The 24,973-nt window shown below is 65.4% G+C and carries 23 protein-coding genes; 12 read left to right on the forward strand and 11 right to left on the reverse strand.

The window, feature by feature from the left end; genetic code table 11:
• The first annotated feature begins 3 nt into the window (after positions 1-3).
• The gene (locus tag ACFVWT_RS03695) at positions 4-519 is read left to right on the forward strand and encodes a hypothetical protein (RefSeq protein ID WP_390245323.1); all 516 of its coding nucleotides are present in this window, start codon (positions 4-6) and stop codon (positions 517-519) included.
• Between the two features lie 168 nt (positions 520-687).
• Here ACFVWT_RS03695 and ACFVWT_RS03700 read toward each other — a convergent pair whose 3' ends face one another.
• Complete coding sequence (locus ACFVWT_RS03700; protein ID WP_390245325.1) at positions 688-1,479, reverse strand: PspA/IM30 family protein; 792 nt, start codon at positions 1,477-1,479, stop codon at positions 688-690.
• A 111-nt stretch (positions 1,480-1,590) separates the two neighbouring features.
• Positions 1,591-3,639, reverse strand: coding sequence for a TPM domain-containing protein (locus tag ACFVWT_RS03705; RefSeq protein ID WP_390245327.1), 2,049 nt, complete (start codon positions 3,637-3,639; stop codon positions 1,591-1,593).
• Between the two features lie 298 nt (positions 3,640-3,937).
• Here ACFVWT_RS03705 and ACFVWT_RS03710 point away from each other — a divergent pair, with 298 nt between their 5' ends.
• From ACFVWT_RS03710 to ACFVWT_RS03725, 4 genes are all read left to right on the forward strand, one after another.
• Entirely contained in the window at positions 3,938-5,563 is a 1,626-nt protein-coding gene (locus tag ACFVWT_RS03710) for a trypsin-like peptidase domain-containing protein (RefSeq protein ID WP_390245329.1), read from the forward strand.
• Positions 5,564-5,840: 277 nt separating this feature from the next.
• On the forward strand, positions 5,841-6,641 hold the full coding sequence (locus ACFVWT_RS03715; RefSeq protein ID WP_390245331.1) for an electron transfer flavoprotein subunit beta/FixA family protein: 801 nt from the start codon (positions 5,841-5,843) through the stop codon (positions 6,639-6,641).
• A gap of 13 nt (positions 6,642-6,654) precedes the next feature.
• The gene (locus tag ACFVWT_RS03720) at positions 6,655-7,608 is read left to right on the forward strand and encodes an electron transfer flavoprotein subunit alpha/FixB family protein (RefSeq protein ID WP_390245333.1); all 954 of its coding nucleotides are present in this window, start codon (positions 6,655-6,657) and stop codon (positions 7,606-7,608) included.
• Positions 7,609-7,612: 4 nt separating this feature from the next.
• The gene (locus ACFVWT_RS03725; protein WP_390245335.1) at positions 7,613-8,389 is read left to right on the forward strand and encodes a PIG-L deacetylase family protein; all 777 of its coding nucleotides are present in this window, start codon (positions 7,613-7,615) and stop codon (positions 8,387-8,389) included.
• Positions 8,390-8,424: 35 nt separating this feature from the next.
• Here ACFVWT_RS03725 and ACFVWT_RS03730 read toward each other — a convergent pair whose 3' ends face one another.
• From ACFVWT_RS03730 to ACFVWT_RS03750, 5 genes are all read right to left on the reverse strand, one after another.
• On the reverse strand, positions 8,425-9,186 hold the full coding sequence (locus ACFVWT_RS03730) for a MerR family transcriptional regulator (protein ID WP_390245337.1): 762 nt from the start codon (positions 9,184-9,186) through the stop codon (positions 8,425-8,427).
• 130 nt (positions 9,187-9,316) lie between these two features.
• Complete coding sequence (locus ACFVWT_RS03735; protein ID WP_390245339.1) at positions 9,317-10,201, reverse strand: anti-sigma factor domain-containing protein; 885 nt, start codon at positions 10,199-10,201, stop codon at positions 9,317-9,319.
• A 1-nt stretch (position 10,202) separates the two neighbouring features.
• Positions 10,203-10,808: a sigma-70 family RNA polymerase sigma factor gene (locus ACFVWT_RS03740; RefSeq protein ID WP_390245341.1), complete on the reverse strand. Its 606-nt coding sequence runs from the start codon at positions 10,806-10,808 to the stop codon at positions 10,203-10,205.
• A gap of 264 nt (positions 10,809-11,072) precedes the next feature.
• Positions 11,073-11,540, reverse strand: coding sequence for a tRNA (cytidine(34)-2'-O)-methyltransferase (locus ACFVWT_RS03745; protein ID WP_390245343.1), 468 nt, complete (start codon positions 11,538-11,540; stop codon positions 11,073-11,075).
• Between the two features lie 82 nt (positions 11,541-11,622).
• Positions 11,623-12,570: a J domain-containing protein gene (locus ACFVWT_RS03750; protein WP_390245345.1), complete on the reverse strand. Its 948-nt coding sequence runs from the start codon at positions 12,568-12,570 to the stop codon at positions 11,623-11,625.
• 123 nt (positions 12,571-12,693) lie between these two features.
• On the opposite strand from ACFVWT_RS03750, the gene ACFVWT_RS03755 reads away from it, so the two are divergent.
• Positions 12,694-13,602: a diacylglycerol/lipid kinase family protein gene (locus ACFVWT_RS03755; protein ID WP_390245347.1), complete on the forward strand. Its 909-nt coding sequence runs from the start codon at positions 12,694-12,696 to the stop codon at positions 13,600-13,602.
• Between the two features lie 81 nt (positions 13,603-13,683).
• Entirely contained in the window at positions 13,684-14,403 is a 720-nt protein-coding gene (locus ACFVWT_RS03760) for a hypothetical protein (RefSeq protein ID WP_390245349.1), read from the forward strand.
• A 35-nt stretch (positions 14,404-14,438) separates the two neighbouring features.
• On the opposite strand, the gene ACFVWT_RS03765 is transcribed toward ACFVWT_RS03760, so the two are convergent.
• On the reverse strand, positions 14,439-14,858 hold the full coding sequence (locus ACFVWT_RS03765; RefSeq protein ID WP_390245352.1) for a hypothetical protein: 420 nt from the start codon (positions 14,856-14,858) through the stop codon (positions 14,439-14,441).
• 88 nt (positions 14,859-14,946) lie between these two features.
• Between ACFVWT_RS03765 and ACFVWT_RS03770 the strand changes: the two genes are divergently transcribed.
• The gene (locus ACFVWT_RS03770; protein WP_390245354.1) at positions 14,947-15,609 is read left to right on the forward strand and encodes a helix-turn-helix transcriptional regulator; all 663 of its coding nucleotides are present in this window, start codon (positions 14,947-14,949) and stop codon (positions 15,607-15,609) included.
• On the opposite strand, the gene ACFVWT_RS03775 is transcribed toward ACFVWT_RS03770, so the two are convergent.
• Positions 15,596-16,474: a DMT family transporter gene (locus ACFVWT_RS03775; RefSeq protein ID WP_390245356.1), complete on the reverse strand. Its 879-nt coding sequence runs from the start codon at positions 16,472-16,474 to the stop codon at positions 15,596-15,598. The genes ACFVWT_RS03770 and ACFVWT_RS03775 overlap by 14 nt on opposite strands.
• Before the next feature lie 57 nt (positions 16,475-16,531).
• Between ACFVWT_RS03775 and ACFVWT_RS03780 the strand changes: the two genes are divergently transcribed.
• Positions 16,532-17,758 (forward strand): cysteine desulfurase family protein, encoded by a 1,227-nt coding sequence (locus tag ACFVWT_RS03780; RefSeq protein ID WP_390245358.1) that lies wholly within the window; start codon positions 16,532-16,534, stop codon positions 17,756-17,758.
• Here ACFVWT_RS03780 and ACFVWT_RS03785 read toward each other — a convergent pair.
• Entirely contained in the window at positions 17,740-18,987 is a 1,248-nt protein-coding gene (locus tag ACFVWT_RS03785; protein ID WP_390245360.1) for an NAD(P)/FAD-dependent oxidoreductase, read from the reverse strand. The two genes, ACFVWT_RS03780 and ACFVWT_RS03785, sit on opposite strands and share 19 nt — an antisense overlap.
• Before the next feature lie 234 nt (positions 18,988-19,221).
• Between ACFVWT_RS03785 and mnmA the strand changes: the two genes are divergently transcribed.
• Complete coding sequence (mnmA, locus tag ACFVWT_RS03790) at positions 19,222-20,361, forward strand: tRNA 2-thiouridine(34) synthase MnmA (RefSeq protein ID WP_390245361.1); 1,140 nt, start codon at positions 19,222-19,224, stop codon at positions 20,359-20,361.
• Between the two features lie 159 nt (positions 20,362-20,520).
• Positions 20,521-22,161 (forward strand): hypothetical protein, encoded by a 1,641-nt coding sequence (locus ACFVWT_RS03795; RefSeq protein ID WP_390245363.1) that lies wholly within the window; start codon positions 20,521-20,523, stop codon positions 22,159-22,161.
• Positions 22,162-22,184: 23 nt separating this feature from the next.
• Here the strand turns inward: ACFVWT_RS03795 and ACFVWT_RS03800 are convergent, their stop codons facing one another.
• Positions 22,185-23,012, reverse strand: a complete 828-nt coding sequence (locus tag ACFVWT_RS03800) for a caspase domain-containing protein (protein WP_390245365.1) — start codon at positions 23,010-23,012, stop codon at positions 22,185-22,187.
• 299 nt (positions 23,013-23,311) lie between these two features.
• Here ACFVWT_RS03800 and ACFVWT_RS03805 point away from each other — a divergent pair, with 299 nt between their 5' ends.
• A complete protein-coding gene (locus ACFVWT_RS03805; protein ID WP_390245367.1) occupies positions 23,312-24,946 on the forward strand; it encodes an ABC transporter substrate-binding protein in 1,635 nt (544 codons plus the stop codon).
• Positions 24,947-24,973 lie beyond the last annotated feature (27 nt).

The following is a 24,973-nucleotide window of genomic DNA, read 5'->3' on the forward strand; positions in this document are numbered from 1 at the left end:
TGGGTGACGCGGCCTATCATGATGCCGGTCAATCCGACCTCGGCGGAGGTCAGGATAGGGCAGGCACAGTCAGCGAATCTGGCGTGCTCCGGTGCCAAAACGGCCATCTCCTGGAACTCGTCCGGGGAATTCAAGCCGGGGCTGGATTTCTACAACGATGCTGCGGGCAATATGGGTCAGGCGATTGCCCTGCAGAACTTCGCATCGGGCCACCGGGCCAAGATGGTGGTGGTCTCGGTGGGCGGAAACGATCTTGGCTTTGCCGGCATCATCGCCAAGTGCGTCTCAAAGTTCATGACCAGCCCGTCCACTATTTCAGCGGGTATGGCAGCTTCGGGGCTGGACGGCGTCCACACGCTGAACGTGGCCGCGCTGTTCACCGGCGAACTGTGTGCGGACACAACGAAACGAGGTCCGGACCGCCAGCACCGTGTTCAGCGACTACTACATCCAGGAATCGCTGCACCCCAACTATTGGGGCCACCTGGCCCTGCGCAACTGCCTGCGCCAGGTCTATAACGACGGCGACGTCCGTTCCGGGAGTTGCATTGCGTCCGGCGCCGGGCTGACCGCGGCAAAAGAACCTGCTGTCTCTGTGCGCTAGCACTGGGCAAAAAGCAGAAGGCCGGGGTCCCATCACAAGGACCCCGGCCTTTCGTCGCTCGATCAAGGGACCGGCGGATCTGCTTAGAGCTTGTCGAAGTCGGCTTCTTCCACGGTGGAACCGGCTGCGGAAGAATTGGCCGACGATCCGATGGCAGGCTTGGCGCCGCCGGACTTCAAGGCCGCGAGGCGGGCTTCGATCTCGGTCTGTTCGCCGAGGTCTTCGAGCTGGTTGAACTGCGCGTCCAGGCTGGACGCGGCAAGCTCCTGCTGGCCGCGGACCTTGGCCTCTTCACGGCGGATCTTCTCTTCGAAGCGGCCCACCTCGCTGGTGGGATCCATGAAGTCGATGCTCTTGAGGGCGTCGTGAACCTGGGACTGCGCGGCGGCGGTCTTGGAGCGGGCCACCAGCTCATTGCGCTTGCTGGTCAGCTCGTTGAGCTTGCCCTTCATCTGGTCCAGGCCGGTCTTGAGCTTGTCCACAACTTCGGTCTGCGACGCGATGCTCGGCTCGGCCGCCTTGGCCTCGTTCTCGGCCGACATCTGGCGTTGGATGGCTACCTTGGCCAGATTGTCGAACTTCTGGGCGTCCACAGTGTCGCCGCTGTTTCGGTATTCGTCGGCCTTGCGGGAGGCGGCGAGGGCCTTGTTGCCCCAGTCCTGGGCGTTCTTGATGTCCTCGTTGTAGTCGTCCTGGAGCATCCGAAGGTTTCCGATGGTCTGCGCTACGGCAGATTCAGCTTCGGCTATGTTGTTCGTGTAGTCGCGGACCATCTGGTCCAGCATCTTCTGCGGATCTTCGGCCTGGTCCAGCAAGGAGTTGATGTTAGCCTTTGCCAGCTGCGCCATACGGCCGAAAATGGACTGCTTAACCATGGTGTTGCCTTTCATCCTGCTCAGTGGTCGCCACTGAATTCAGTGAACAGTTGGTGTACCGTTTCTACCCGGCGGCCGGTGGTACCGGCCGCCGCCTAGTCTGTGGACCGGCTAGAAGTCCCCGCCGCCGCCGGAGTCGCCGCCCCAGCCGCCGCCCATATCTCCGCCTCCGCCGCCGAAGTCTCCGCCGCCCCAGCCGCCGCCGTCGCTGTGGCCGCCGCCCCAGCCGCCGCCGCTGCCTCCGTTGAGGATGGAGTTGATGAGGATGCCGCCCAGGATGGCCCCGCCGAGGCCGCCGCCGCCGCCGCCGCCGAACATGCCGCCCCGGCCGTAGCCCTGGTTCGCGTAGCCGAAGCTGTCCACATCCCCCTGGGCGAGCTGTGCCGCCTGGGCCGCCAGCGCGTGGGCCTGCTGGGCATAGGTCAGGGCCGTAACGGGATCATTGCGGGAGATGGACAGCGCATAGTCCAGGTTCCGCTGGGCTTCAGCCAGGCGGGTCCGTGCTTCGGTTCCCACCCCGCCGCGGCGTGCAGTGATGTAGTCCGAGGTGGCACTGATCTGCGCCTGGGCGGACATGATTGTCTGCTGCAGCGAGGCCTGCGCACGGCGCGCCTGTTCCTGCTGGTCGCGGATGCCGGTCAGGGACTGGTCCAGCGACTGGTGGGCCGCTTCCACCCGTTCGAGGGTGGCAATCGGATCGATCTTCCCGCCCTGGATCTCCGCCTTGACCTGTGCCAAGGCAGCTTCCACCCCGGCCACAGGTCCGGCAAGCTCGGGATGGGCCCCGGACTGGATCATTGCCCTGGCCTGGGCGAGGTCCTGGGACGTATCGACGACGGCGGCATCGAGGCTGTTGCGTGCCTCGTCCAGGCTGCCGGAGACCTTCGTAATGGCCTCGAGCAACACCTTGGTCTGGTGCAGGCTTTCTTCGGCGGCACGGACGGCCACGGCAGCCAGGCTGCCCTCACCGGAGGCCAGCTTGTCCTGGGCCGTGGAGCTGGCGTTCTGCACGAAGGCGAGCCGCTCCTTGGCCTGTCCGATGTTGTCGGCGACCTGGGCAAGGGCGCTGTCGGCATACTTAGCCCGCAGCGCCGTCAGGGTCTGATCCGCACTGGCGATGCGGGCGTCTGCTTCCCGGGCGCCGGTGTTCACTGCGGCCAGGGCCTGGGGCGCGTTCTTCTCCAACTCCCGCAGGGAGTCGAAGTCGGCCTTTTGTTCCTGGAGGGAGGCCAGCGCAGCCTCCGAGCGGCGGATGATTTCGCCGAGCCAGCTGCGTTGCTGTTCTTCGGTGTCCGGGATGTGGTCGTCAAGCTGTTGCTGCAGTTTGAAGGACTCGGACATGTGGCCCTTGGCTTCCTGCAGTGCCTTGGTGAAGTTTCCGACGGCTGCATCGCCATACTGCGCCTGGGCGAACCCGAGCTCCTGTTCGCTGGAGTTGATGGCGTTATCAGCCTCAATAAGCAGCGAACCGCTCTTCTTGCGCAGCTCGTCCACGCTCAGTGAAGCCAGCGGGTCCAGTTCCGCGCCTTGCGGGCCGTAGCTGGCGCTGGACGCGGCGGACGCCTTCTTGCGGCGGTTTCGGAAGTAGAGGTAAGCACCCGCGCCACCGGCCACAACAACTCCGGTGCCGACTAGTACTGCCGCTCCGGCACCATCGCCGGACGAAACAGTGCCGCTGCCGCCGCCCGCGGCGTCGCCGATGGCGGCGGCGGTGTCGATGGCGGCCTGGGCCCAGTTGCCATTCCGCAACTGCGGGTCAACGGCATTCTTGATGATGTTGTCTCGCTTGGCATCGCTGATAGCGCTGTTGCTGGGCTTGCTGAGCTGGTATTTGCGTGAGTCGGTGGCGACCGCTAAAAGCATCGAATTCTTACTCAGCTGCGCGGTAGTGGCCACCTCGGCAGCCCATTCCGACGGAACAGAGGGGTTGGTGAACGTCTTGACGTAGACGACGTAGAGGTTCATCTGGTGGTCTGTGCCGAGCTTCTTTATGGCAGCTTCGACCTCGGACTGCTTGCCACCCAGAACTCCGGCTTTGTCCACGACTTTTGACGCCGGGTCGATGGTCACCGGGTCCTCGGCCCACGCTGAGGTGGCGGGAACCGCCAGCAACCCGGCAAGGCCGATCACGGCGAGGAGACGTTTCAACTTAGACCGCATGTGCAACCCTTCAGCACTTCTGCGACTGATTCGGGCCGAGCCAGTCGTCACAGAATGCAGCAGCGCCCCCACGCATGTGTAAAGCCGCAGGTCGCTGTGGCAATTCCATTTGATTCTATGGTGCACCAATTTGCCCGTCCACAGCGGGGAATATGCCACCAGCGAAAAGCGCTGCACCCATGGCTCGGACGGCAAAAAATGGATTCCGAAGGCGTTCAGGAACCTCCCAGCCAACGTCCGCTTTAGCTTCAGTCTGAGGGTCCATAGTTAAAGGCAGACAAGGACGAAAGGAAGTCTAATGACTGAGAACCCAGCACAGGGTGGATCGCCTGAGAACAGGGGTCCGGAACAGCCCCGGGGTGGCTGGCCTGCGCAGCCTCCTCATGCGGACACCCAACGGCTGGATGCGGCGCAGCCGCAGTCAGCGGAAAAGCCAGCCGGAGACTCAGGCCATGACAACCCGACCGCCCGACTGGACCAGGCCCGGTCCGGCAACGGACAGCCGCACCCCGGAGCGGATGGTGCTCCGCAGCCGGTCTATCCGCAGCACCAGCCGTTCTATGGGCAGCAGGCCGGCGCTTCCACCCAGCATGGCGCACACGCGGGAAGCGGAACTTATTCAGGTGCCGGCGCTCCCCAGGCCAGCGGCCCCTACCAGGCCAACCAGCACCACCAGGGCAGCATCTACGCCTCCGATCCCGCGAGTGCACCGAAGCGGAAGGCTGCCTTCGGCGTGGGAACCCTGGTTGCCAGCATCCTTGCCGCCGGCCTCGTGGGCGGCGGCGTGGTGGCGGCCAGTGACGCCTTCCTGAACAACGGTTCAACGTCTACTGTCAGCACCGGCAGCCAGCCAGGCACCGTGATCGTGAACAACAAGGACGACGTCAACGTCATCACGGCTGCTTCGGTAAAGGCGTCACCGAGCGTTGTGACCATCAAGGCGACGAGCGGAAGCGACGGCGGCACCGGCTCCGGCATCATCCTCGACGACCAAGGCCATATCCTGACGAACACCCACGTGGTGACCCTGGACGGCAAAACGGCCAACGCCACGATTGAAGTCCGCACCAGCAATGGCAAAGTCCTCACAGCAAAGATCGTGGGCACGGACCCCCTCAGCGACCTGGCTGTCATCAAGGTGGACAACGCGTCCGGGCTGACCCCGGCAACCCTCGGTGACTCCGGCAAACTCAACGTGGGCGACACCGCCATAGCCATCGGATCGCCGCTGGGCCTGACGGGTACGGTGACTGACGGCATTGTGTCCACCTTGAACCGCACCATCAGTGTGGCCTCCTCGGCCGCGCCGAAGGACGGAGCGGACAACTCGCAGGGCAACGGCGAGGGCGGCTTCCAGTTTGCGCCGCCGGACGGCGGTCAGAGCCAGAGCGCCACGAACCAGGGATCCATCTCGATCAATGTGATCCAGACCGACGCCGCGATCAACCCGGGCAACTCCGGCGGTGCCCTGGTCAACAGCAAGGGTGAAGTCATCGGCGTCAATGTGGCTATCGCCTCGGCCGGCGGCGATTCGAACTCCAGCACCAGCGGCAACATCGGCGTGGGCTTCAGTGTGCCCATCAACCACGCCAAGCGCGTTGCCCAGGAAATCATCGACACCGGCAAGGCGACGCACGGCCAGTTCGGCGTCAGCGTCAAGGCGAAGTCGTCGACGTCGTCGAACTCGTCCTTCTCGGTGGGCGCCGAAGTGGCCACCGTGGAGTCCGGCTCCGCCGCCGCCAAGGCCGGCCTCAAGGTGGGCGACGTCGTCACGAAGTTCAACGACCTCACCATCAGCGATCCGAACCAGCTGACCGCAGCGGTCCGGGAACAGCCGGCAGGCGCATCCGTGAAAGTCACCATCCAGCGCGGCGGCCAGGAGCAGCAAGTGGACGTAACGCTCGGAGCTGCAGCGGAGCAGTAGGTGGTGCCGCACCTGCCGGGCATCAGCTCAGGCAAGGCTGCAACCGCACATTGACCCGAAAGTGGAGGCGGGGACACCGATATGGTGGTCCCGCCTCCACAGTGCTATTCCGCCGTGCGCGGGCGGCCTGACACAGGCGTTAACGGGACGGCGCGGACGCCCCGCTATATGGTTAGCTTGGATCTACCCGCACCCCGGGGGAGATCCGCGGCCATAACCTCACCCGGCTGGCTATCCACAAGCATGGAAGGCTGCTGTACAGAAAGTGGAAGAGACATTGAAGATCATCGTTCTGGTCAAGCATGTACCAGACGCGCAATTGGACCGTCACCTCAGCGACGAGGACAACACCACCGACCGCGCCGATAGCATCCTGTCCGAGCTGGACGAATATGCCCTGGAAGCTGCGCTCCAGCTGACTGAGGCTCGCGGCGGAGCCAAAGCCGGCAACCAGGTCATCGCCCTCAGCATGGGTCCCGCGGGCGCCGTCAATGCCATCAAGAAGTCACTCCAAATCGGTGCCACCGAAGGCGTCCACCTCCGTGACGATGCGCTGGCCGGCTCCGATGCCGCTGCAACGTCCCTGGCGCTGGCCGCAGCCGTCCGCCACCTCGGATCAGACAGTCCCGTGGACCTGGTCCTGACCGGCATGGCATCCACCGATGGCGAAACCTCCCTGGTACCGGCGCAACTCGCAGAGCGGCTCGGCCTGCCGCAGGTCACGTTTGCCTCCGAACTTGGAGTCGACGGCGGCCGCGTCATCGCCCGTCGCGACAGCGACACCCACTACGACACGGTCGAGGCAACGCTGCCCGCCGTCGTGTCCGTAACCGACCAGATCAACGAGCCCCGGTTCCCCAACTTCAAGGGAATCATCGCGGCCAAGCGCAAGACGATCACCACCCTCACGCTCGCGGAGATCGGGGTGGACCCCGCCCAGGTGGGCAAGGCCGGTTCCTGGACCGAGGTGACGACGGCGGCCCCACGTCCGCCGCGTACCGCCGGCACCATCATCACCGACGAAGGCGACGCCGGCATCAAGCTGGTGGACTTCCTGGCCGCCCAGAAGCTGCTCTAAGAGGATCCCCGACATGGCAAAAGTACTTGTATTCATTGACAACCCCGGTCAGGCCCTCAAGAAGAGCAGCCTGGAACTGCTGACAATCGCCCGCTCGCTGGGTGAGACGGCCGTCGCCGTCAACGGCCCGCTGAACGACGACGTCGTGGCCGCCCTGGGCGCCCACGGCGCCACGGCTGTCTACCGTCCGTCGTCCGAGGACCTGGACGCCTACCTGGTTGGTCCGAAGGCCGCCTACCTTGCCGGTGCCGTTGCGGCTTCGGGAGCCAGCACAGTGCTCCTGGAGAACTCGTTCGACGGCAAGGAGATCGCAGCCCGGCTGGGCATCAAGCTCGGCGCGGGCGTCATCACGGACGTCGTGGGCGTCGAAGTCGACGGCACTGCCCACAAGTCCGTCCTGGCGGGGTCGTACACCACAACGGCCAAGGCCACCACGGCCGTTTCGGTGCTGACGGTCAAGCCGAACAGTGTCACGCCGGAACCTGCCGCCGCGGCAGTGAGCCCGGAAGTCCTCACTGTTGACGTTCCGGACTCTGCCACGGCTGGCGCTGCCCGCATTACCGGACGCAAGGACAAGCCCGCCAGCGGCCGTCCGGACCTCACCGAAGCCAGGATCGTGGTGGCAGGAGGCCGCGGCGTGGACGGCGACTTTGGCCCGGTTGAGGAGCTTGCCGACGCCCTGGGTGCTGCCGTGGGTGCGTCCCGCGCCGCCACGGACGCCGGCTGGATCGGCCACGATGCGCAGGTGGGCCAGACGGGCAAGACCGTTTCGCCCCAGCTGTACATTTCCGCCGGCATCTCCGGCGCGATCCAGCAGAAAGCCGGCATGCAGACCGCCAAGGTCATCGTTGCTGTCAACAAGGATGCCGAGTCGCCCGTCTTCGAGATTGCCGACTTCGGGATTATCGGGGATCTCTTCCAGGTCCTTCCGCAGGCGACTGAAGAGATCAAGAAGCGCAAGGGCTGATGATTTGAGCACCAACGCTACGGCGCAAAGCCCGTTCAATCCGGATTACCACCGGGTTGAGCGGGTCCTTTGTTTTACCGCCCACCCGGACGACGTCGACTTTGGTGCCGCCGGAACCATCGCAGCCTGGGCCGGGGCCGGGGTTGAGGTCAGCTACTGCATTATGACCGACGGCGACGCCGGCGGCTTCGACCCCGCGCAGCGCGAGGCGATAGTGGCCATGAGGATGGAAGAGCAGCGCCGCGCAGCCGCGCTGGTCGGCGTCACGGACATCCACTACCTGCATGAACGGGACGGCTATCTGGAGCCCACGCACGAGGTAATGAGGGGAGTGGTGAAACTGATCCGTGAGATCCGGCCCGACGTCGTTCTTGCCATGCATCCGGAACGCAACTGGAACCGCATCCAGAAGAGCCACCCGGACCACCTGGCCGTAGGCGAGGCAGTGACCCGGGCGGTCTATCCGGCCCTGGAAAACCCGTTCGCCTACCCCGAGCTCGCAGAAGCGGGCCTGGCAGCCTACAAGTTACCGTGGCTGTGGTTGTTTGCCGGGCCGGAGGAGCGGGAAAACCACTTCGTGGACGTTACTGCCCATGTGGACAACAAACTCGAGGCCATCCACGTGCACACCAGCCAGCACCCCGACCTCGAAGCGATGGACCGGACGGTGCGGGGCCTCATGCTGGCTACCGGCGAACGGGCCGGACTGCCACCCGGACACAGCGCCGAGGCCTTCCACGTGGTCTCCGTTAACGGCCCGGGGACAATTGCGGGCTTCTAGCGCCGCCCCCGAGCCAGCGCTGCCCCCGCGCCAGATTAGCTGAGCCGTGCTGCCGCGTAGGCCTTGATCCCCTCGAAAAAGTAGGGTGCCAGGCCTGCGCGGCTTTTTTCGTAGAAGGCAGTGAACCGGGAGTCGTCGACGTACATCCGTCCGAGGCCGACGTAGCCTTCGGCGTCCGGTGTCCAGCTGGCGCAAACCCACTTGTAGTGCCGGTCGACGACAGCCTGGACTTCCGGGGCTGCGGCCTTCAGGCCGGCGTCGAAGCAGCGCGCCAGCTCCTCGTTGATGTCCTGTGCCTCCTGCATGAACGCCGTTTTTGCGGCGTCACTCATCGCGGCGTGGCGTGCTTTGCTGTCCTCAACGGCCTTGTCGCCCCAGCGTTGCCGGGCTTCTTCCTCGTACGGGTTGTTGTCGAAATCCTTGAAGATTTCCTCGGCGGACACAGTGTCTCCTTGTCTTAGCGCTGTTATGGTGGCGTCCACGGTGACGGCCATCCGGCCGAGGCGATCGCGTTCAGCCAGCAGCCATTCACGATGCACGGCAAGTGCGTCCAGCTGGCTGGTTTGCCCGGCGAGGACGTCGGCGATGGCCTCGAGGCCGAGGCCCAGTTCGCGAAGCAGCAGAATCCGCTGCAGCCGGAGCAGCTGTTCCTGCCCGTAATAGCGGTAGCCGTTTTGCCCGGTGTAGGCGGGATCCAGGATCCCCAGCTGGTGATAGTGCCGGAGGGTGCGGGACGAGACATTGCTCAGCCGTGCAACCTCGGCAATGGACCAGCTGCGGGGCTCCTCCTGCTTCATTCCTTCATCCTAGAAGTTGACGTAACGTCAATGTCAACAACCTGGCGCGGTGGCAGCGATTAAATGCCGAGGCCTGCCGATGCGCGCCGGAGTGGCGGCGCCGGCAGGCCGGTACGGCGAACGGAAGTAACTAGGCCCCGAGGGGAGCCGCGGCAACTGTCGGCAGGGTGGGCGATGCGGAACCGCCCACCGGTTCAACGGTGATGCCCAGCGCTGCCGCCGAATGAATGCCCTTCACGACGGCCGGTTTGGACAGTGCCTCTGCGTCCATGAGCCCCTGCGACACCGGAGCGGAACCGTCCTTGGGGATCAGCCACATCTGGTACACCTTTCCGGCCGGAGGGGCCGGAACGCCGTTCATCTTGACCACGACGGCATCCTTGGAGGTCGAAATCGCGACGGTGGCCGTGCCTCCGCCGCTGACGTCGACAGTTGCCTCCCTGACGTCCTGGGCCTGGAGCACCTGGTTGAGCGGATCGTTCTGGTTGGCAACATAGGCCCCCACGCCTACGCCGCCCAGCGCGATGACAGCCGCCGCAGCCACTCCCACCAGCCAGTTGCGGATTCCCGGTGCCCGGCGCCGTTCCTCACGGCGCACACGGGCTGCACCGAGTTCATCGGCAACGGGAACCCGGCCAGGTTCCTCGGCATGACCATGGAACGGCGGAGCGGAAACGGGGACCGTGCCCGGCTGTGCCGGAAGCTGGCTCCGGGGCTGCGCGGGCAGCTGTGCCAGAATGCGGTCGAACAGCTCCGCCGGCGGTTCCTCCTCGACAGTAAAGGTAACGGCCAGCGTTTCGCGTGCCTGCCGCACGCGCTCATCGAACGCCTCCCGCTCCGGTGCCGGAGCAGCTGAGATGTAGTCCTCAATTGCAGAACGCTCCGCGGGGTCCACGGCGTCCAGGGCATACACTTCCGCCAGTTCCACGGCGCGGCCGGCGGCCAGGTCCGTGGCTACATCATGGGCAAACATCCCGGAGGAACGGCTGCTGTTCGGTTGGTTCATGTCGGTCATCTCAACTCACCCCCAGACAGGTTTTCAAGCGGATCAGTCCATCGCGGATGCGGGACTTGATGGTGGGCACGGCGGCGTTCAGTTTTTCCGCGACTTCGCGGTACGTCAGCCCGCCGTAGTAGGCCAGCCGGACGGACTGCTGCTGCGTCTCGGTGAGGGTATCCAGACATCTGACCACGGCCTCGGCTTCAAGCCTGCTTCCGACCTCGTCCGATACGGAATCGTGGTCAATCTCCTGGCTGCTGGCCCCGTACTTGGCCTCCCTGTCGGTGGACGACTGGGAGGACCTCACCTTGTCCACCGCCCGGCGGTGCGAAATGGTCATCAGCCAGGCCAGCGGACTGCCGGCCTCCGGATTGAACTTCGCCGCGTTCTGCCAGACCTGGAGGAACACTTCCTGCGTGGTGTCCTCACTGAGCTCAGGGTCGATCAGGACGCGGCGGGCCATGCCGAACACACGCCGTGACGTCAGTTCGTAGAACTCCGCGAAGGCCCCTTGGTCCCCGTCGGCGATTCGAGCCAGCAGGTCGCCAAGCCGGCGGTTCACGTCGGCCGACGTGCCAGGGGAAGCAGTGGCCTCTGGGTTTGGGGCGTTGGGAGTTTCCATCACTCCCAAGCATAAGTCGATCCCGGACGAACTTCTGTCAGCAGGGGCGCTCGGAACGTCGCGATGGGCTTCCGTGCTCCGGGCCTGGGGCCGGCGGACCTGCAATGTAGTCACCTGCCGCTCCTCGCGATCCTGTTCTTGGCCCGGGTTGGCCTCTACAGGTGATTCGGAGTGCACGCACGCATGGATGGGCGGCGATTTCTGCAAAATGGCGGGCTGCCGACGCGGGGGAGCGGAGGCCTCCGGGAGCGGCCGCCCTAAGCGCTACAGTACGGCGCCGGCGAAGCCGTTTTGGCGCCAGGCCTCAAAGACGGCGATCGATGCCGCGTTGGCAAGATTCAGGGACCGCAGGGACGGCAGCATCGGAAGCCGCACGCGGGACGTGACATGGGGGTCGTGCTTGAGTTCCTCCGGAAGTCCCACGGATTCCGGTCCGAAGAGGAGGACGTCGCCGGGGAGGTAACTGATGTCCGCATAGGACGTTTCGCCGTCGGACGTGAACGCGTAGACGCGCTCAGGCTGCAAAGCCTCCCAGGCGGCCTCGATGCTTTTGTGCACCGTCACGACGGCGAGGTCGTGGTAATCCAGGCCGGCGCGGCGAAGCTTGGCGTCGGAAAAGTCAAAGCCCAGGGGCTCCACGAGGTGCAACTCGGCGCCTGTGATGGCAGCCAACCGGATGGCGTTGCCCGTATTGCCGGGAATTTCAGGGGTGTGGAAGAGGATGCGGAACACCGTCCCATCCTAGCCACCGCGGCCCGTCATAACGGAACGCGGCACAACCGAACGCGGTCACGTCCGTCCGCGCATGCCGGCCTCAGTGCATGCCGCGCAGCAGTCTGGCGAGGACGGGGACATTGACCGTATTGGGGGCAGGCCCGGAGCCCAGGAACTCCTTGAGTCCGCGGACCAGTCCGGCTCCGTTGACCACCTGGACGGTTTCATGCCCGCGCTGCGAACGCCGGTGGTGGTCGATCACCGGTTCATGGAGGTTGCCGTCGGGACTGTGGATGACAGTCCACCCCGTCACGTTGAGCTCCGGAAAGATGTCCTGCATGCGCCGCACGATGTGCGCCAGCTGCGGCGGCGCAATGGCCCGGCCGCCGTGCGTCAGCGTGCTTCCGTTCCAGGCGTAGGCACCTTTGGGAAGCAGCATGGATCCGACCAGGGCCAGCCGGTAGCCGGACAGCACCGCATGGTCGATGTGGCTGTTGTCCGCGGGCGACTGCAGCCCGTTGATCAACCTGGCCGCGGGAATGGCCGGGAGGATCTGCCTGCTGATCAGCTGCACGGTCCGCATCTCACGCTGGATCCGGGCTTCCGCGCCAAAGATACCCCGTTTCCGCGGCAGGCCGTGGACCTGCCGGGCGGCAAGCTCCTCCGGAATCAGCGGCACATTGCCGGACTCCGGATGCTCGAACGGCGGAACGTAGACCGGCGGGTCGCCTGCCGTGTTGCGCGGCGTGTTGGGCCGGTGGACGGTTGCCGATGCGCGGCTCCCGGCTGCCGGCGCATCGAAATGGGCGCCTGCCGCGGCTGCCGCGCCGGCGGTTCCGTGGGCGTATGAGCGGTCGTACGCGGCGCGCCGCTTCGGATCTATCAGCGTCTCGTAGGCCAGCGTCACCTGCCGGAAGATGGCGGCATCCCCGCCATGGTCGGGATGTGCCCGCCGCGCAGCCTTGCGGTAAGCCACTTTGATCTCTTTGTCCGTCGCCGTCACAGGAAGACGAAGGACCTGGTAATGGGAGCTGCTGCCCTGGGTCAAACACTGATCCTTTTCTTGTAGGTTCCAGTCCACTCAGGCAGTCCGGTCCGCCCAGTTTAACCGTGCATAGGCTCAACGTCCGCGCCCGTGGCCATGGTTCCCGCGGCTGGCATAATTCAGCGCATGATCATCGCCGTTGCCATCAACCCCCGGGCTTCCTTCGGCGGTGCACAGCACACCGGCGACACGGTGGTGGACTACTTTCGCTCCGCCGGAGCACGAGTCATCGTGCTGCGGAAGGCCAGCTATGAACGGCTGGCAGCAGCGGTGGCCAACGTACTTGCGTCCGGCTGCGATGCCCTCGTTGTGGTGGGCGGTGACGGCATGGTCCACCTGGGGATCAATGCGCTGGCCGAGTCAGCTGCCCCCTACGGCACGGTGCCGCTGGGCATCGTTCCAAGCGGCACCGGCAACGACATGGCCCGTGCCCTGGGCCTTCCCTTGAATGACGCTGCTGCCGCCTGTGAGCGGATATGGTCCGCAATGGAGTCGGGCGGCCGCCTCATCGATGCCGGGCGGGTTACCGGCAGCGGCACAAGCCGCTGGTTTGCCGGAGTTCTTTCCGCCGGGTTCGATGCCGCCGTTAACGAACGTGCCAACTCGTGGCGCTGGCCCCGCGGCAGGAGCAGGTACAACCTGGCCATGCTCCGCGAACTTGCCACCTTCAAAGCCATCGACTACACGGTAACGGCCGACGGGGAAACCTGGCGGCAGGGAGCCATGCTCATCTCGGTGGCGAACGGCCAGTCCATCGGGGGCGGCATGAAGGTTGCTCCTGATGCCGTGCTGGACGACGGATTCCTGGATCTCTTCATCGTCAAGCCACTGTCCCGCGTGCGGTTCCTGGCCGTCTTCCCGCAGGTCTTTTCCGGCCGCCATACCGGGCACCAGGCAGTGCATCTCCGGCAGGTGCGCCGGGTTGAGCTTGCGGCGGGAGATGTCGTTGCGTACGCCGACGGCGAGAGGGTGGGCCCGCTGCCCCTGACGGTGGAGGTGGTGCCCGGCGCCATCAGGGTGCTGGCCGCGCCGTGACGACCTGCCGTCCAAACCGTCTAAACTCTTGCGGAGGACCGGCCGGAGCAGTTCCGCCGGCAGACCGTATATGGGGGCAACGTGCAATCGACGGGCAGGGGACCCGCAGCGGTCCGGTCGCGACGCGTACCCGCGGCAAGCCCGGGGGTGGCTTTGCCGCTGACCCTGGCCGTGGTGCTGGCCGCCGTGGCCGGATGCAGCGTGGACGTCCCGGACCCTGCAGCCCCGAGTGTAGACCGGACCACGCCGGCGCTTGCAACGCCCACCATAACCCCGGGCCACGATGCGGCTGCAGTGGCGGCCAAGGACCTTCCGTTTACCGCCGGGGACTCGCTGGCCGGCGGAGTTGCCGTCGGCCTTTCCGACGGACTTCGTGAGGCGCCGGGGTGGAAAACAATCAAGGAGAACGTGGCGGGGGAGAACCGCTACCTCAAAGCAGACGGATGCGTGGTCTCGGCGCGGGTCCGCGTGAACCAGACGGCGCTTGCCGTGGCCGGGGATGACAAGGCCTCCACGGTTGAACTGTTCAAATATCTGGATCCCACCATCCTGCCCGGCTACCTGAAGACCGACACCCTGCGCTGGGGCGGTGAGCCGGACAAGCCCGGGCCACGGGCTGAAGTGCTGGTCTTCGAGGGTGGATCTGCGCCAGGCGGAAAATCGAACGCAGTGCTGGCCCGGCTCTTTGCCACAGCGGGGTCGTCCGTCTACATCTCGCTCTCGTGTCCTGGCCCGGCCGCGCTCGCGGCGGCCCGGGCGGACGTGGCGCAACGACTGGTGCTCGTTCCGCCTACGAACTGAGCTGAGCGACTGAGCTGTGCGACTGAGCTGTGCGACTACGGCCTGCGGGAACTGCGGGGTGACAGCCGGTTGAGGGCGAGCGCGCCCACGAGCAGGCCGAAATCGCGAAGCGCGACGTCAAAGAAACTGCCCAGGAGCAGCAGGTTGATGATGATCCCCAGCAGCCACACGGCCACGAGGATTGATCCGAAACGCGGCCGGACTGCCACCGCGATGCCGGCCGCGACTTCCACGACGCCGACGACGTACATGATCGTCTGGGCCGGGAGCGGCACAATCGCCGTCGCCACGGGCGCCAAATACACGGTCCAGTCGGCCAGGATGTTGGTGAATTTGTCGAGGCCGAAAATGATCGGTGCGACCGTGAAGACCGTGCGAAGCAGCAGGAACGCCTGCCTGGCCGGGTCCGACCCAAGCCTGGCGCCCGGCGCACTCAGTGCAGAGGTAGATTTCATGGCAACTCCTTCTAAAAGTAGGTATTCTGATTTTAGAAATCTTTGAGCTATTAAGCAATGAATCTTGTTTTTAGAGTTAGGGTGTTCCATGCGCAGACTTCCCTGGGGCCGCCGGATCGCGGCCGTCGCATCCCTGGGCGATGAAAACCGCCGGCGACTTTTCGGATTCATCGCAAGTTCGTCCAGTCCGGTGGGACGCGACGAAGCAGCCGCGGCGCTTGAAATCCCGCGAAGCACGGCGTCGTTCCATCTGGACAGAATGGTGCAGGACGGCGTTCTGGCCGTTGAATTCCGCAAGCTGGGCGGCAAGACCGGCCCCGGGTCGGGGCGACCGGCGAAAATGTACCGGCCGGCGCAGCCGGAGGTGGCGGCGTCCGTTCCTGACCGCAATTACGATCTCGCCGGTGAACTGATGGCCACAGCCATCGAACAGTCCAGTGCCGCCGGAGAGCCTGTCCGCGACATATTGCTGGCGACCTCATACGCGAAGGGCCTGGCCATGGCGGAGGGGAGTCGAAGCCTCGAGGAGTTCCTCTCCGCGGAGGGCTACATGCCGCGTCCCGACGGAGCCGGAGGCCTTGCCCTCGAAAACTGCCCCTTCCACCGGCTTGCGGACGGCCATGCGGATGTGGTGTGTGCCATGAACGGCGCTTTCCTCTGCGGCGCGGCCGCCGGCTGCGGGGTTGAAGAAAGCCGGATAGCAGGGAACGCAGCACCCGGCCAGTGCTGCGCCAGGGTCACGCCGCCCTGATTGCCGGGGATCGTTTCGGCCGGCTCGCCAGCAGGACGCCGGCTATGACGAGAAGGCCCCCGACCGCCTGCGGCAGGCTGACCGGAATGCCCCCCATGACCGTGATGGCCGCCGTAAACACCACGATCAGGTTCAGGTAATTGCCTGCGGTCGCGGGTGCCGTCGTTTTGAGTGCGAGGTTCCAGCACAAATACGCCCCCAGCGATGGGAAAGCGGCGATGTACGCGATCGACCAGCCTTCGGCAGCGGTGGAAGGGAACCCGGCTCCCGCTGCGAGGGCGACCGGAGCCAGAAGGGCGGTTGCCATCACCACCTGCACTGCCGTGGCGGCAATGGCCGGCAGGCCCAACCGGCGGGAAATGATGGTGTAGAAGCCCCACACCGTGATCGCACCAATCATCAGCAGCTCGCCAAAGTTGAAGGTAATGCTGAAGATGCGTTGCAGTTCGCCGCGGGTCAGGACCAGGAGCACGCCGGCGAGGCCCAGGGCTACGCCCAGCCAGCCGAAGAGGCCGGGCCTTTCGCCGAGGATGAAGATGGCCATCACCACGATGAGCGCAGGATTCGCGGCAGTGATCAGCGCTGCATTGAGCGCCGAGGTGTGCTCCAGGGCCGTATAGAGCAGCAGGGTGTAACAGCCCATGCCCAGGACGCTCAGGAGCAGCAGCACCCGCCAGCGGCCAAGGATAGCGCGCCAGTCCGGACGTTCCACGAAGTGGGCCAGCGCAACGAGCGGAAGAGCGGCCAGCGCCCACCGCCAAAAGGTTAGTTCGAGCGGCGTCATGGTGTTGACGGCTGCCTGCCCCACCACGAGGTTTCCGGACCAGAACAGGGTGGCCAGCACCAGGAATATCGAGGCTTTCACCGCTTGAATCTACACCGGTGCCTGAGCGGGCTGGGCGGCCGCGGCTAGAATTGGGTTGTGCCCGTCTACCTCGATCATGCCGCCACCACCCCTATCGCCGCCGAGGCGTTGGCGGCCCTCACCCGCGAACTCGCCAGGACCGGGAACCCGTCGTCGCTGCACGGCTCCGGACGCCGCGCCCGCCGTTCGGTGGAGGACGCCCGGGAGGCCATTGCTGCTGCTGCCGGCGCCCACCCCTCAGAGGTCATCTTCACCTCGGGCGGCACGGAGGCTGACAACCTGGCTGTGAAAGGCCAGTACTGGGCCCGCCGCGGCGAAAACCCGAAACGCACGCGGATCCTTTGCTCCGCCGTCGAACATCATGCTGTCCTGGACACCGTCGAGTGGCTGGAACAGCACGAGGGAGCGGAAGTGGCCTGGCTGCCCGTGGATCCCCGCGGCGTTGTTGACCTTGATGCCCTGAAGTCCGAGCTCTCCCGGGATCCGGAGTCCATCGCCCTCGTGACTGTGATGTGGGCCAATAACGAGGTTGGCACCATCCAGCCCGTGCACCAAGTGGTTGAGTGGGCCCACGCCGTGGGCGTTCCGGTCCATTCCGACGCCGTCCAGGCCTTCGGTTCCGTGCCGATGGACTTCCGGGCCAGCGGGCTGGATGCCATGTCCGTCTCCGGTCACAAGATCGGCGGCCCCGTGGGCGTCGGCGCCCTCCTGCTGGGCCGCTCGGTCAAGCTGACGCCGGTGCAGCACGGCGGCGGCCAGGAGCGCGATGTCCGCTCCGGGACGCTGGATACGGCGTCGATCGCCGCCTTCGCCGCTGCGGCGGAAGCTGTGGCCAAGGACCTCCCCCGGGAGGCTGCCCGGATCGCCGCGATGCGGGACAGGTTGATCGCGGGGGTCCAGGAGGCCATCCCGGACGCCGTCCTGCGCGGGGCGCCGGGGGACGGCCGCCTCCCCGGCAACGCGCACTTCACTTTTCCGGGTTGTGAGGGCGACTCCCTGCTCTTCCTGCTGGACCTCGCGGGTGTTGAATCCTCCACTGGCTCCGCCTGCACCGCCGGTGTACCCCGGCCTTCGCACGTCCTCCTGGCCATGGGGCTGGACGAAGAGACTGCGCGGGGCGCGCAGCGTTTCTCCCTTGGCCATGCATCGGTAGACGCCGACGTCGACGCGCTCCTGGCAGCCCTGCCGGGGGCCTATGAACGCGCCCGGCAGGCAGGGATGGCAGGGCACGAATCAACCATCCAGACGGCCGCGACGGTGGCCCGTCAGTCCGCCGGGAGCTGATCTAGCGGTACTGCGGGATCGGCCAGGCGGCCCGGCGTGATGGTGGCCCGGCTGGAAATCAGTGCCTTGATGGCTTTCTGGGAGCGCGGAACGTTGACGTTCATGCCTGCCACCACCCGGCCCTCATGCTGCCAGAAGGCGATGAATTCCTTGTCCGCCAGCGTGCCCCGGATGACCGGTTCGGCGCCCGCCGCCAGGGCGGGGAAACCCGAGTATTCCATGCTGACGTCGTACTGGTCTGTGTAAAAGTACGGAATCGTGTCCAGCGTTGCCGTCTGTCCAAGCATGGATTTTGCGGCGACTTTGCCGCCGTTGAGCGCGTTGGACCAATGCTCACTGCGGTGGTGCTGCCCGGTGAACGGGTGCAGGGCGTTGGCAACGTCCCCCGCCGCGAAGATGTCAGGAACGCTGGTCCGCAGGGAAGCATCTGTCAGTATTCCGTTGTCAATGACCAGGCCTGCCGCCTCGGCGAGCGAAATGTCCGGAGTGACGCCAACGGCCACCACTACTACATCGGCGGGCAGTATCTCCCCTGATGCGGTGGCCACAGCCGTGACGCGTCCGGAATCGCCGCGGAGTTCAGTTGCGCTGGCGCCCAGGCGGAACCGGACACCGTTGGCTTCGTGGAGCGAGCGGAAGAACGTGCCCAGTTCAGGTCCGACTGCGGCGGCCAGCGGGATGTCCTCAAGCCCGAGCAGCGTCACCTGGTTGCCGTAAGCGGTGGCCGCAGCCGCAAGTTCCATTCCGATCCAGCCGGAGCCGATCATCACGACGTTCTTTCCGCCGGGCAATAGCTGCTCCCGTAGGCGGCGGCAGTCATCCAGGGTCCGGAATGTGGCCACGCCGTCCAGCCCGCTCCCCGGCAACGGGATACGCCGGGGGAGTGCACCCGTGGCCAGCAGGAGTGCGTCATAGCCCAGGGAACCACCGCCGCTGAGATGTACCGTGTGCGCGCCCGGGTCGACGGCGGCGACCGTCACGCCCAGGCGGAGGTCGACGTCGTTCTCGGCGTACCAGGCGTCCGGTGCCACCGGGATGGCGTCCTCTCCCGCTTTGCCCAGGAGGTATTCCTTGGATAGCGGCGGGCGGAGATACGGGTGGTGCAGTTCGGCGCCGATGAAGCTGATCCGGCCCGGGTAGCCCTCGCTGCGCAGGGTCCGGGCTGCGGTGGCACCAGCCAGGCCCGCTCCGGCGATCACGATGCTTTCGATGGTGCGTCCGACAGTCATGATGCCGCTCGATTCCGGAAATGCCGGCGCCTTCTGCCGGCGGCTTCTAAAAATAGTAATCTTGACGATAGAAGATCCTGGCATGGCAGTCAAGGGGTGCCGAGGTGATTTACGGGCGTCCTTTGGCGAGGCAGTAGAATAGATGCGCATGCAGTGTGTCCGCCGGTGCGCAATGGGCCGGCCACGAGCGCGCTGCTGCAGCACCACCAAAACCTCCCCCTACAGAAAGCCAGCATGCGAGTTCTTGCAGCCATGAGCGGCGGAGTCGATTCCGCCGTTGCCGCCGCCCGCGCCGTCGAGGCCGGACACGACGTCGTTGGTGTCCACCTGGCGCTGTCCAGGATGCCCGGAACGCTCCGTACGGGCAGTCGCGGGTGCTGCACCATCGAGGATTCCCGGGACGCCTGGCGCGCCTGCGATGTGCTGGGCATCCCGTATTACGTGTGGGACTTTTCCGAGCGGTTCAAGGAGGATGTGGTCCAGGACTTCATCGACGAATACGCCGCCGGACGCACTCCGAACCCCTGCATGCGCTGCAATGAACGCATCAAGTTTGCGGCGCTGCTCGAAAAGGCAATCGCCCTGGGCTTCGACGCTGTGTGCACCGGCCACTATGCCAAGGTGATCACCGACGCCGACGGAAACCCGGAACTCCACCGCGCCGCCGACTGGGCGAAGGACCAGAGCTACGTGCTCGGCGTGCTCACCCACGAACAGCTGAAGCACTCGATGTTCCCGCTCGCGGACACGCCGTCCAAGGCAGAGGTCCGCGCCGAAGCCGAACGCCGCGGGCTCTCTGTCGCCAACAAGCCGGACAGCCACGACATCTGCTTCATTCCGGACGGAGACACGGCCGGCTGGCTGGCCGAGAAGATCGAGATGACCACCGGCGACATCGTGGACGAGTCCGGCACGAAGGTCGGCGAGCACCCCGGGGCCAACGCGTTCACGGTGGGCCAGCGTCGGGGGCTCAAGCTGGGCACCCCTGCCGCCGACGGGAAGCCGCGGTTCGTCCTGGAAATCCGACCGAAGGAGAACAAGGTGGTGGTGGGACCGGAAGCGCTCCTGGCCATCGATGAGATCCGCGGCATCAAGGTCTCCTGGGCCGGGCTTCCGATTGCGGAGGTCGCCACCGGCGAAGAGTTCGACTGCCATGCCCAGGTCCGCGCCCACGGCGATCCCGTCCCGGCGACGGCCCGCATGGAACAGCTGACGGACGACGGCGGCGCGCAGCGGACGAACCTTGTGGTCACGCTGACCGCTCCGCTGCGCGGAGTGGCCCCCGGACAGACCGTGGTGCTCTACCAGGGAAGCCGGGTCTTGGGGCAGGCCACTATCGACGCGGCCCGCTCGCTGCAGCGCGCCGCCCTGTAGCTGGACTGCCCGGCGGGCGCGACTTTCCCCGTTCTGCGGCGCGCGCCGCCGTAGTCAAACATGCCTGCGACCGCAATAATTGAGGCCTGGGGAACAAGGCTTGATGCAGACCGCCCCTTCACCAGGTGAGGCTGCAAAGTTCAGGAAAGCGGGCCCGCTATGGTCTCTGCAGCGCTCGGAATCGGGCATGGCCTCGAGATGGTCGCGCTTACTGCGCTCGCCGAAGGCCCCTTCACCCGAAAGTCAGGAAAGCCGCTCACCACCAGTGTCCGGGTTCCCGTGGAGAGGATCGTCAACGGCCCGGTTGGAGCACGCCTGGCGCTGCGGGTGCGGGCTCCCGGAGCCGACGGACCCCGGCCAATTTCCTTGTCCGTGGACCGCAACGAATGGTGCATCGACGACCAGCCCGCACCGGCTGGTCTCGATGAGCTGCTGGCTGACAGCCGGTTCTTGGCCCAGCATGTCTATGCGGTGGCGACGGCCACGCTCCAGGCTTTCGAAGTCACCCTGGGCCGCCGGATGGGCTGGGCTTCCGGCCACCGGCTGGTCATTAGTGTCTATGACAAGATCCCGTACGCCTCCACCGGATACGACCGCGAGCGCGGCCTAATCCGTTTTGGGCACAGAACCGACGACCGCTCCAAGCGTTCCGTCCCGCTGGCGCTCTATCACGACCTCGTGGCCCATGAAGTGACCCATGCGGTCCTCGACGGGTACCGGCGCCTGTGGACGGACAGCGATGCGTTGCTTGACGGCTATGCCATGCACGAATGCATAGCCGATCTTGTGGCAATGCTGAGCGTGTTTTCATCGCCCGAGCGGGTGGAACAACAGTTGTCAGTGGCCGTTCCGGGCCCGGATGGCAGGCCAGGCAGCGTACCCGCCCGGAACATGGAAAAGGAAGTCCTGGCATCCGGGCTCTTCGGGCTGGCGGACGGGCTGTTCTCCCGGGGCGCCGCCCGACGGCCGCTCGACATGGACGTGCCATTCGAGTGGAGACTGGATCCCGAACCCCACCGGCGGGGCGAGATCGCCGTGAAAGCGGTGCTGGACGCCGTCGTCAAACTCTGGCTGCAGCGGCTGGAAAAGCCGGGCGGACGCTCCAGCCGCTACCAGGTGGCCGAAGCCGGGGCGCATCTTGGGCACCAGATGCTGGGGATGGTGCTGCGGGGGCTTGCCTACATGCCGCCGGTGGATCCGGGCTGGGAGGACCTGCTGCGCGGCATACTCGCAGCTGACGCCGTGCTGGTGCCCACGGACATGATGGGATACAGGCAGGCCGTGCGCGACGCCTTCTGGGACATTGACCTTGCCACGGAACCCGATGAACTCCTGGACGGGCTGAAGCATCTTCGCGATCTGCGGTACCCGGTCCGGTTGTCTGCGCTGGCCGCTGATCCCGAGGAGGTCAACCGGTTCATCTGGGAAAATCCGCGGTTGATCGAGGCCGCCGGTATCGACCAGAACACGAGCATTGTTGTGAGCCGGGTGCGGCCAAGCACGCGTGTGGGGCCGGACGGTTTCGTCGTCTCCGAAATCGGCGCCTCCTATGTGCAGTCAGTCACGATGTCCAGGCTTGAAGCGCGGAACAAGCTGGGTCTCCGGGTGGACAGCGACTACTACACAGTCCGCGGCGGGGGGCTGCTGCGGTTCGATGAGGGCGGCCGCCTGTGTTTCGCCGCACTCAAACCGGTCATGGATGCGGAGTGGCAGCAGGAAAAACTGGAAACCAGCAAACGGGAAGCCGGGATAAAGATGCCGGCGGCAACCTTCCACCCGGAAGACGAACGCCGGGAGTGAGCCTTCGTCAGCGTCCCGCTTCGTCAGCTTCCCCAGGGAGCCTTCCGCGCCGCCGTCGCGCCTTCCAGCTGGGCCACCTGGTCGAACCCGCCGGCCCGGAGGCCTCTGCTGACCAGCTTGAGGAGGTCCGCCCGGCCCAGGGTGCCGTCGCCGGTGACGGCCTTGATGAAGTTGTACGTGAATGCGCCGTTGTATCGGCCATCGAGGAAGGCATCGGCAGCCGTCTGGTCGGCCCGGCAGGCAGCCAGGAGGACCGGCTTGACGCCCCTGCCGGCCTTGACCAGGTCCCGCAGCGCCCTGGTGTCGCTGAACTCGGTGGCGGCAACGCCGCGGGCTGTCGGTGCCGGCAGGAAACGGGGACGCCGCCCGGGCAGGAGGTCCAGTGATTTCAGGCCTGTGCCGCTATGGCAGGTGTCCAGCACGACGTCCATGAGTACGCCGTCAGGCAGCCGGGCAAAGAGGGTGAACAGTTCGTCGTCCGAAATGACGGTGCCCGGGTCCCACGAATCACCGGTGTTGTTGATGTCGTAGCAGGCGAAGGCCTCATCCAGCCGGTCCGCCTCGTCGTCGTTGGTATCCGGGATCTGCGTTCCGTGGCTGGAGAAGGTGAAGACGATGTGCCGGAGTTCTCCTGCGGCGGCGCGCTCCATCATCGAATTGAGCTGCGCCATCACCTTCTCCTTCGTGGCCTGGGAATCCAGCAGCACGGAGATCTCCGAGGGGGCGAAGCCGTACCGGGCCTGCAGCAGTCCTGCGAGGTCACCGGCGTCGTTGGCGCAGCCCTGCAGCCAACTGGATTTCGGCAGATGCTCAAATTCGTTGATCCCTACACAGAGGGCGGCCTTGCTCATGATGTGTTCCCTTCAGCCGGGGTAGGGCCACTATATTCCGGGGACAGGGGCTCTTCAATGGCCAATGCCAGGGGGCGCCGTTCCATCAGTCCGCCGGACGCCGATCGGGGCTGAAACCTGAAGAAAGCGATAGTTTTGCCCCAATCAGGTAAATTTTGTGTCTCATCTCACAGGTTGTATCGATTCAGCGCGCTGCGGTCTGATTGAATCATGTGATCAGGACAACGTCCCGCCCACCGAGTCCAACTGATCCAGTTGCGCGGCGGCACGCGTGTACTCATCGAACAGAAAGTCCACAGATGGCAATGAACAAAAAGGCCCTGCACAGCGCTATCGCGCTCGCGGGTGTTTCCGCGTTTGCACTGACGGCCTGCACAGGCCCGTCCGGCGGCGGCGGAACTTCCACCGGCGGTGCCGGAGGCGGAACCATTACCTACGGCACCACGGACAAGGTCGTTACCCTCGATCCCGCGGGCTCGTACGACGCCGGTTCCTTCATGGTGATGAACCAGATCTACCCGTTCCTCCTGAACGCCAAGCCCGGCACGGCGGATGCCACGCCCGATATCGCAGAGTCCGCGGAATTCACGAGCCCCACGGAATACACCGTCAAGCTCAAGTCCGATCTCAAATTTGCCAATGGACACGCGCTCACCTCCTCCGACGTGAAGTTCTCCATTGACCGCGTTGTCAGCATCGCGGACGACAACGGCCCGGCCTCGCTCCTGGGCAACCTGGAGTCGGTCACCGCCAAGGACGACTCCACGGTGGTCTTCAAGCTCAAGGCCGGCAACGACCAGGTCTTCCCGGGCGTGCTTGCCGCCAACGCAGGGCCCATCGTCGATGAAGAGGTCTTCCCGGCGGACAAGCTGATGAGCGACGACGAAATCGTCAAGGGCAAGCCGTTCGCCGGCCCCTACACGATCGAGAGCTACAAGAAGAACGAGCTCGTCAGCCTGAAGGTCAACCCGGATTACAAGGGCCTGCTGGGCAAGCCCGCCAATGACGGCGCGAGCATCAAGTACTACGCCGATTCGAACAACCTCAAGCTCGACGTCCAGCAGGGCAACATCGACGTCGCAGGCCGCAGCCTCACCGCCACTGATGCCGCTGATCTCGAAAAGGACTCGAAGGTCACCGTCCACAAGGGTCCCGGCGGCGAGCTGCGCTACATCGTGTTCAACTTCGACACCATGCCGTTCGGCGCGAAGACCGCCGAGGCGGATCCCGCCAAGGCGCTCGCTGTCCGCCAGGCCATGGCGGACGTCGTCGACCGCGACGCCATCGCAACCCAGGTGTACAAGGGCACCTACCTGCCCGCGTACTCCGTGGTTCCCGACGGGTTTGTCGGAGCCATCCAGCCGCTCAAGGAGATGTACGGCGACGGTAGCGGCAAGCCCAGCCTGGAGAAGGCCAAGAAGGCCTTCTCCGATGCAGGCGTCACGGCCCCGGTCAACATCAAGCTGCAGTACAACCCGGACCACTACGGCAAGTCTTCGGGCGACGAGTACGCCATGATCAAGGAGCAGCTGGAGAAGTCCGGACTGTTCAAGGTGGACCTGCAGTCCACCGAATGGGTGACCTACTCCAAGGACCGTACCAAGGACGTCTACCCGGTCTACCAGCTTGGCTGGTTCCCGGACTACTCGGATGCGGACAACTACCTGACGCCGTTCTTCGTACCGGGCAACTTCCTGAAGAACCACTACGAGAACCCGGCCGTGACGGACCTGATCACCAAACAGCTCACCACGGTTGACAAGGCAGAGCGCGAGAAGGTCCTGGGTGACGCCCAGACGGCCGTGGCCAAGGATCTCTCCACGCTGCCGCTGCTGCAGGGCGCCCAGCTTATGGTCGCCGGAAAGGACGTCAAGGGTGTCGAAAAGACCCTGGACGCGTCCTTCAAGACCCGTCTTGGCGTGATTTCCAAGTAGGTCCAGTTCCCCATCCGGTCCTGACCA

The organism is Arthrobacter sp. NPDC058288, assembly GCF_042880995.1.
Lineage (GTDB): Bacteria > Actinomycetota > Actinomycetes > Actinomycetales > Micrococcaceae > Arthrobacter.

What these genes read in the sequence shown, in the direction of transcription:
- ACFVWT_RS03700 (WP_390245325.1), bottom strand. Translation starts at nt 1,479, where the DNA reads ATGGTTAAGCAGTCCATTTTCGGCCGTATGGCGCAGCTGGCAAAGGCT.
- ACFVWT_RS03730 (WP_390245337.1), bottom strand. Translation starts at nt 9,186, where the DNA reads ATGAAGCAGGAGGAGCCCCGCAGCTGGTCCATTGCCGAGGTTGCACGG.
- mnmA (WP_390245361.1), top strand. Translation starts at nt 19,222, where the DNA reads ATGCGAGTTCTTGCAGCCATGAGCGGCGGAGTCGATTCCGCCGTTGCC.
- ACFVWT_RS03785 (WP_390245360.1), bottom strand. Translation starts at nt 18,987, where the DNA reads ATGACTGTCGGACGCACCATCGAAAGCATCGTGATCGCCGGAGCGGGC.
- ACFVWT_RS03740 (WP_390245341.1), bottom strand. Translation starts at nt 10,808, where the DNA reads ATGGAAACTCCCAACGCCCCAAACCCAGAGGCCACTGCTTCCCCTGGC.
- ACFVWT_RS03800 (WP_390245365.1), bottom strand. Translation starts at nt 23,012, where the DNA reads ATGAGCAAGGCCGCCCTCTGTGTAGGGATCAACGAATTTGAGCATCTG.
- ACFVWT_RS03735 (WP_390245339.1), bottom strand. Translation starts at nt 10,201, where the DNA reads ATGACCGACATGAACCAACCGAACAGCAGCCGTTCCTCCGGGATGTTT.
- ACFVWT_RS03710 (WP_390245329.1), top strand. Translation starts at nt 3,938, where the DNA reads ATGACTGAGAACCCAGCACAGGGTGGATCGCCTGAGAACAGGGGTCCG.
- ACFVWT_RS03765 (WP_390245352.1), bottom strand. Translation starts at nt 14,858, where the DNA reads ATGAAATCTACCTCTGCACTGAGTGCGCCGGGCGCCAGGCTTGGGTCG.
- ACFVWT_RS03770 (WP_390245354.1), top strand. Translation starts at nt 14,947, where the DNA reads ATGCGCAGACTTCCCTGGGGCCGCCGGATCGCGGCCGTCGCATCCCTG.
- ACFVWT_RS03755 (WP_390245347.1), top strand. Translation starts at nt 12,694, where the DNA reads ATGATCATCGCCGTTGCCATCAACCCCCGGGCTTCCTTCGGCGGTGCA.
- ACFVWT_RS03705 (WP_390245327.1), bottom strand. Translation starts at nt 3,639, where the DNA reads ATGCGGTCTAAGTTGAAACGTCTCCTCGCCGTGATCGGCCTTGCCGGG.
- ACFVWT_RS03805 (WP_390245367.1), top strand. Translation starts at nt 23,312, where the DNA reads ATGGCAATGAACAAAAAGGCCCTGCACAGCGCTATCGCGCTCGCGGGT.
- ACFVWT_RS03720 (WP_390245333.1), top strand. Translation starts at nt 6,655, where the DNA reads ATGGCAAAAGTACTTGTATTCATTGACAACCCCGGTCAGGCCCTCAAG.
- ACFVWT_RS03795 (WP_390245363.1), top strand. Translation starts at nt 20,521, where the DNA reads ATGGTCTCTGCAGCGCTCGGAATCGGGCATGGCCTCGAGATGGTCGCG.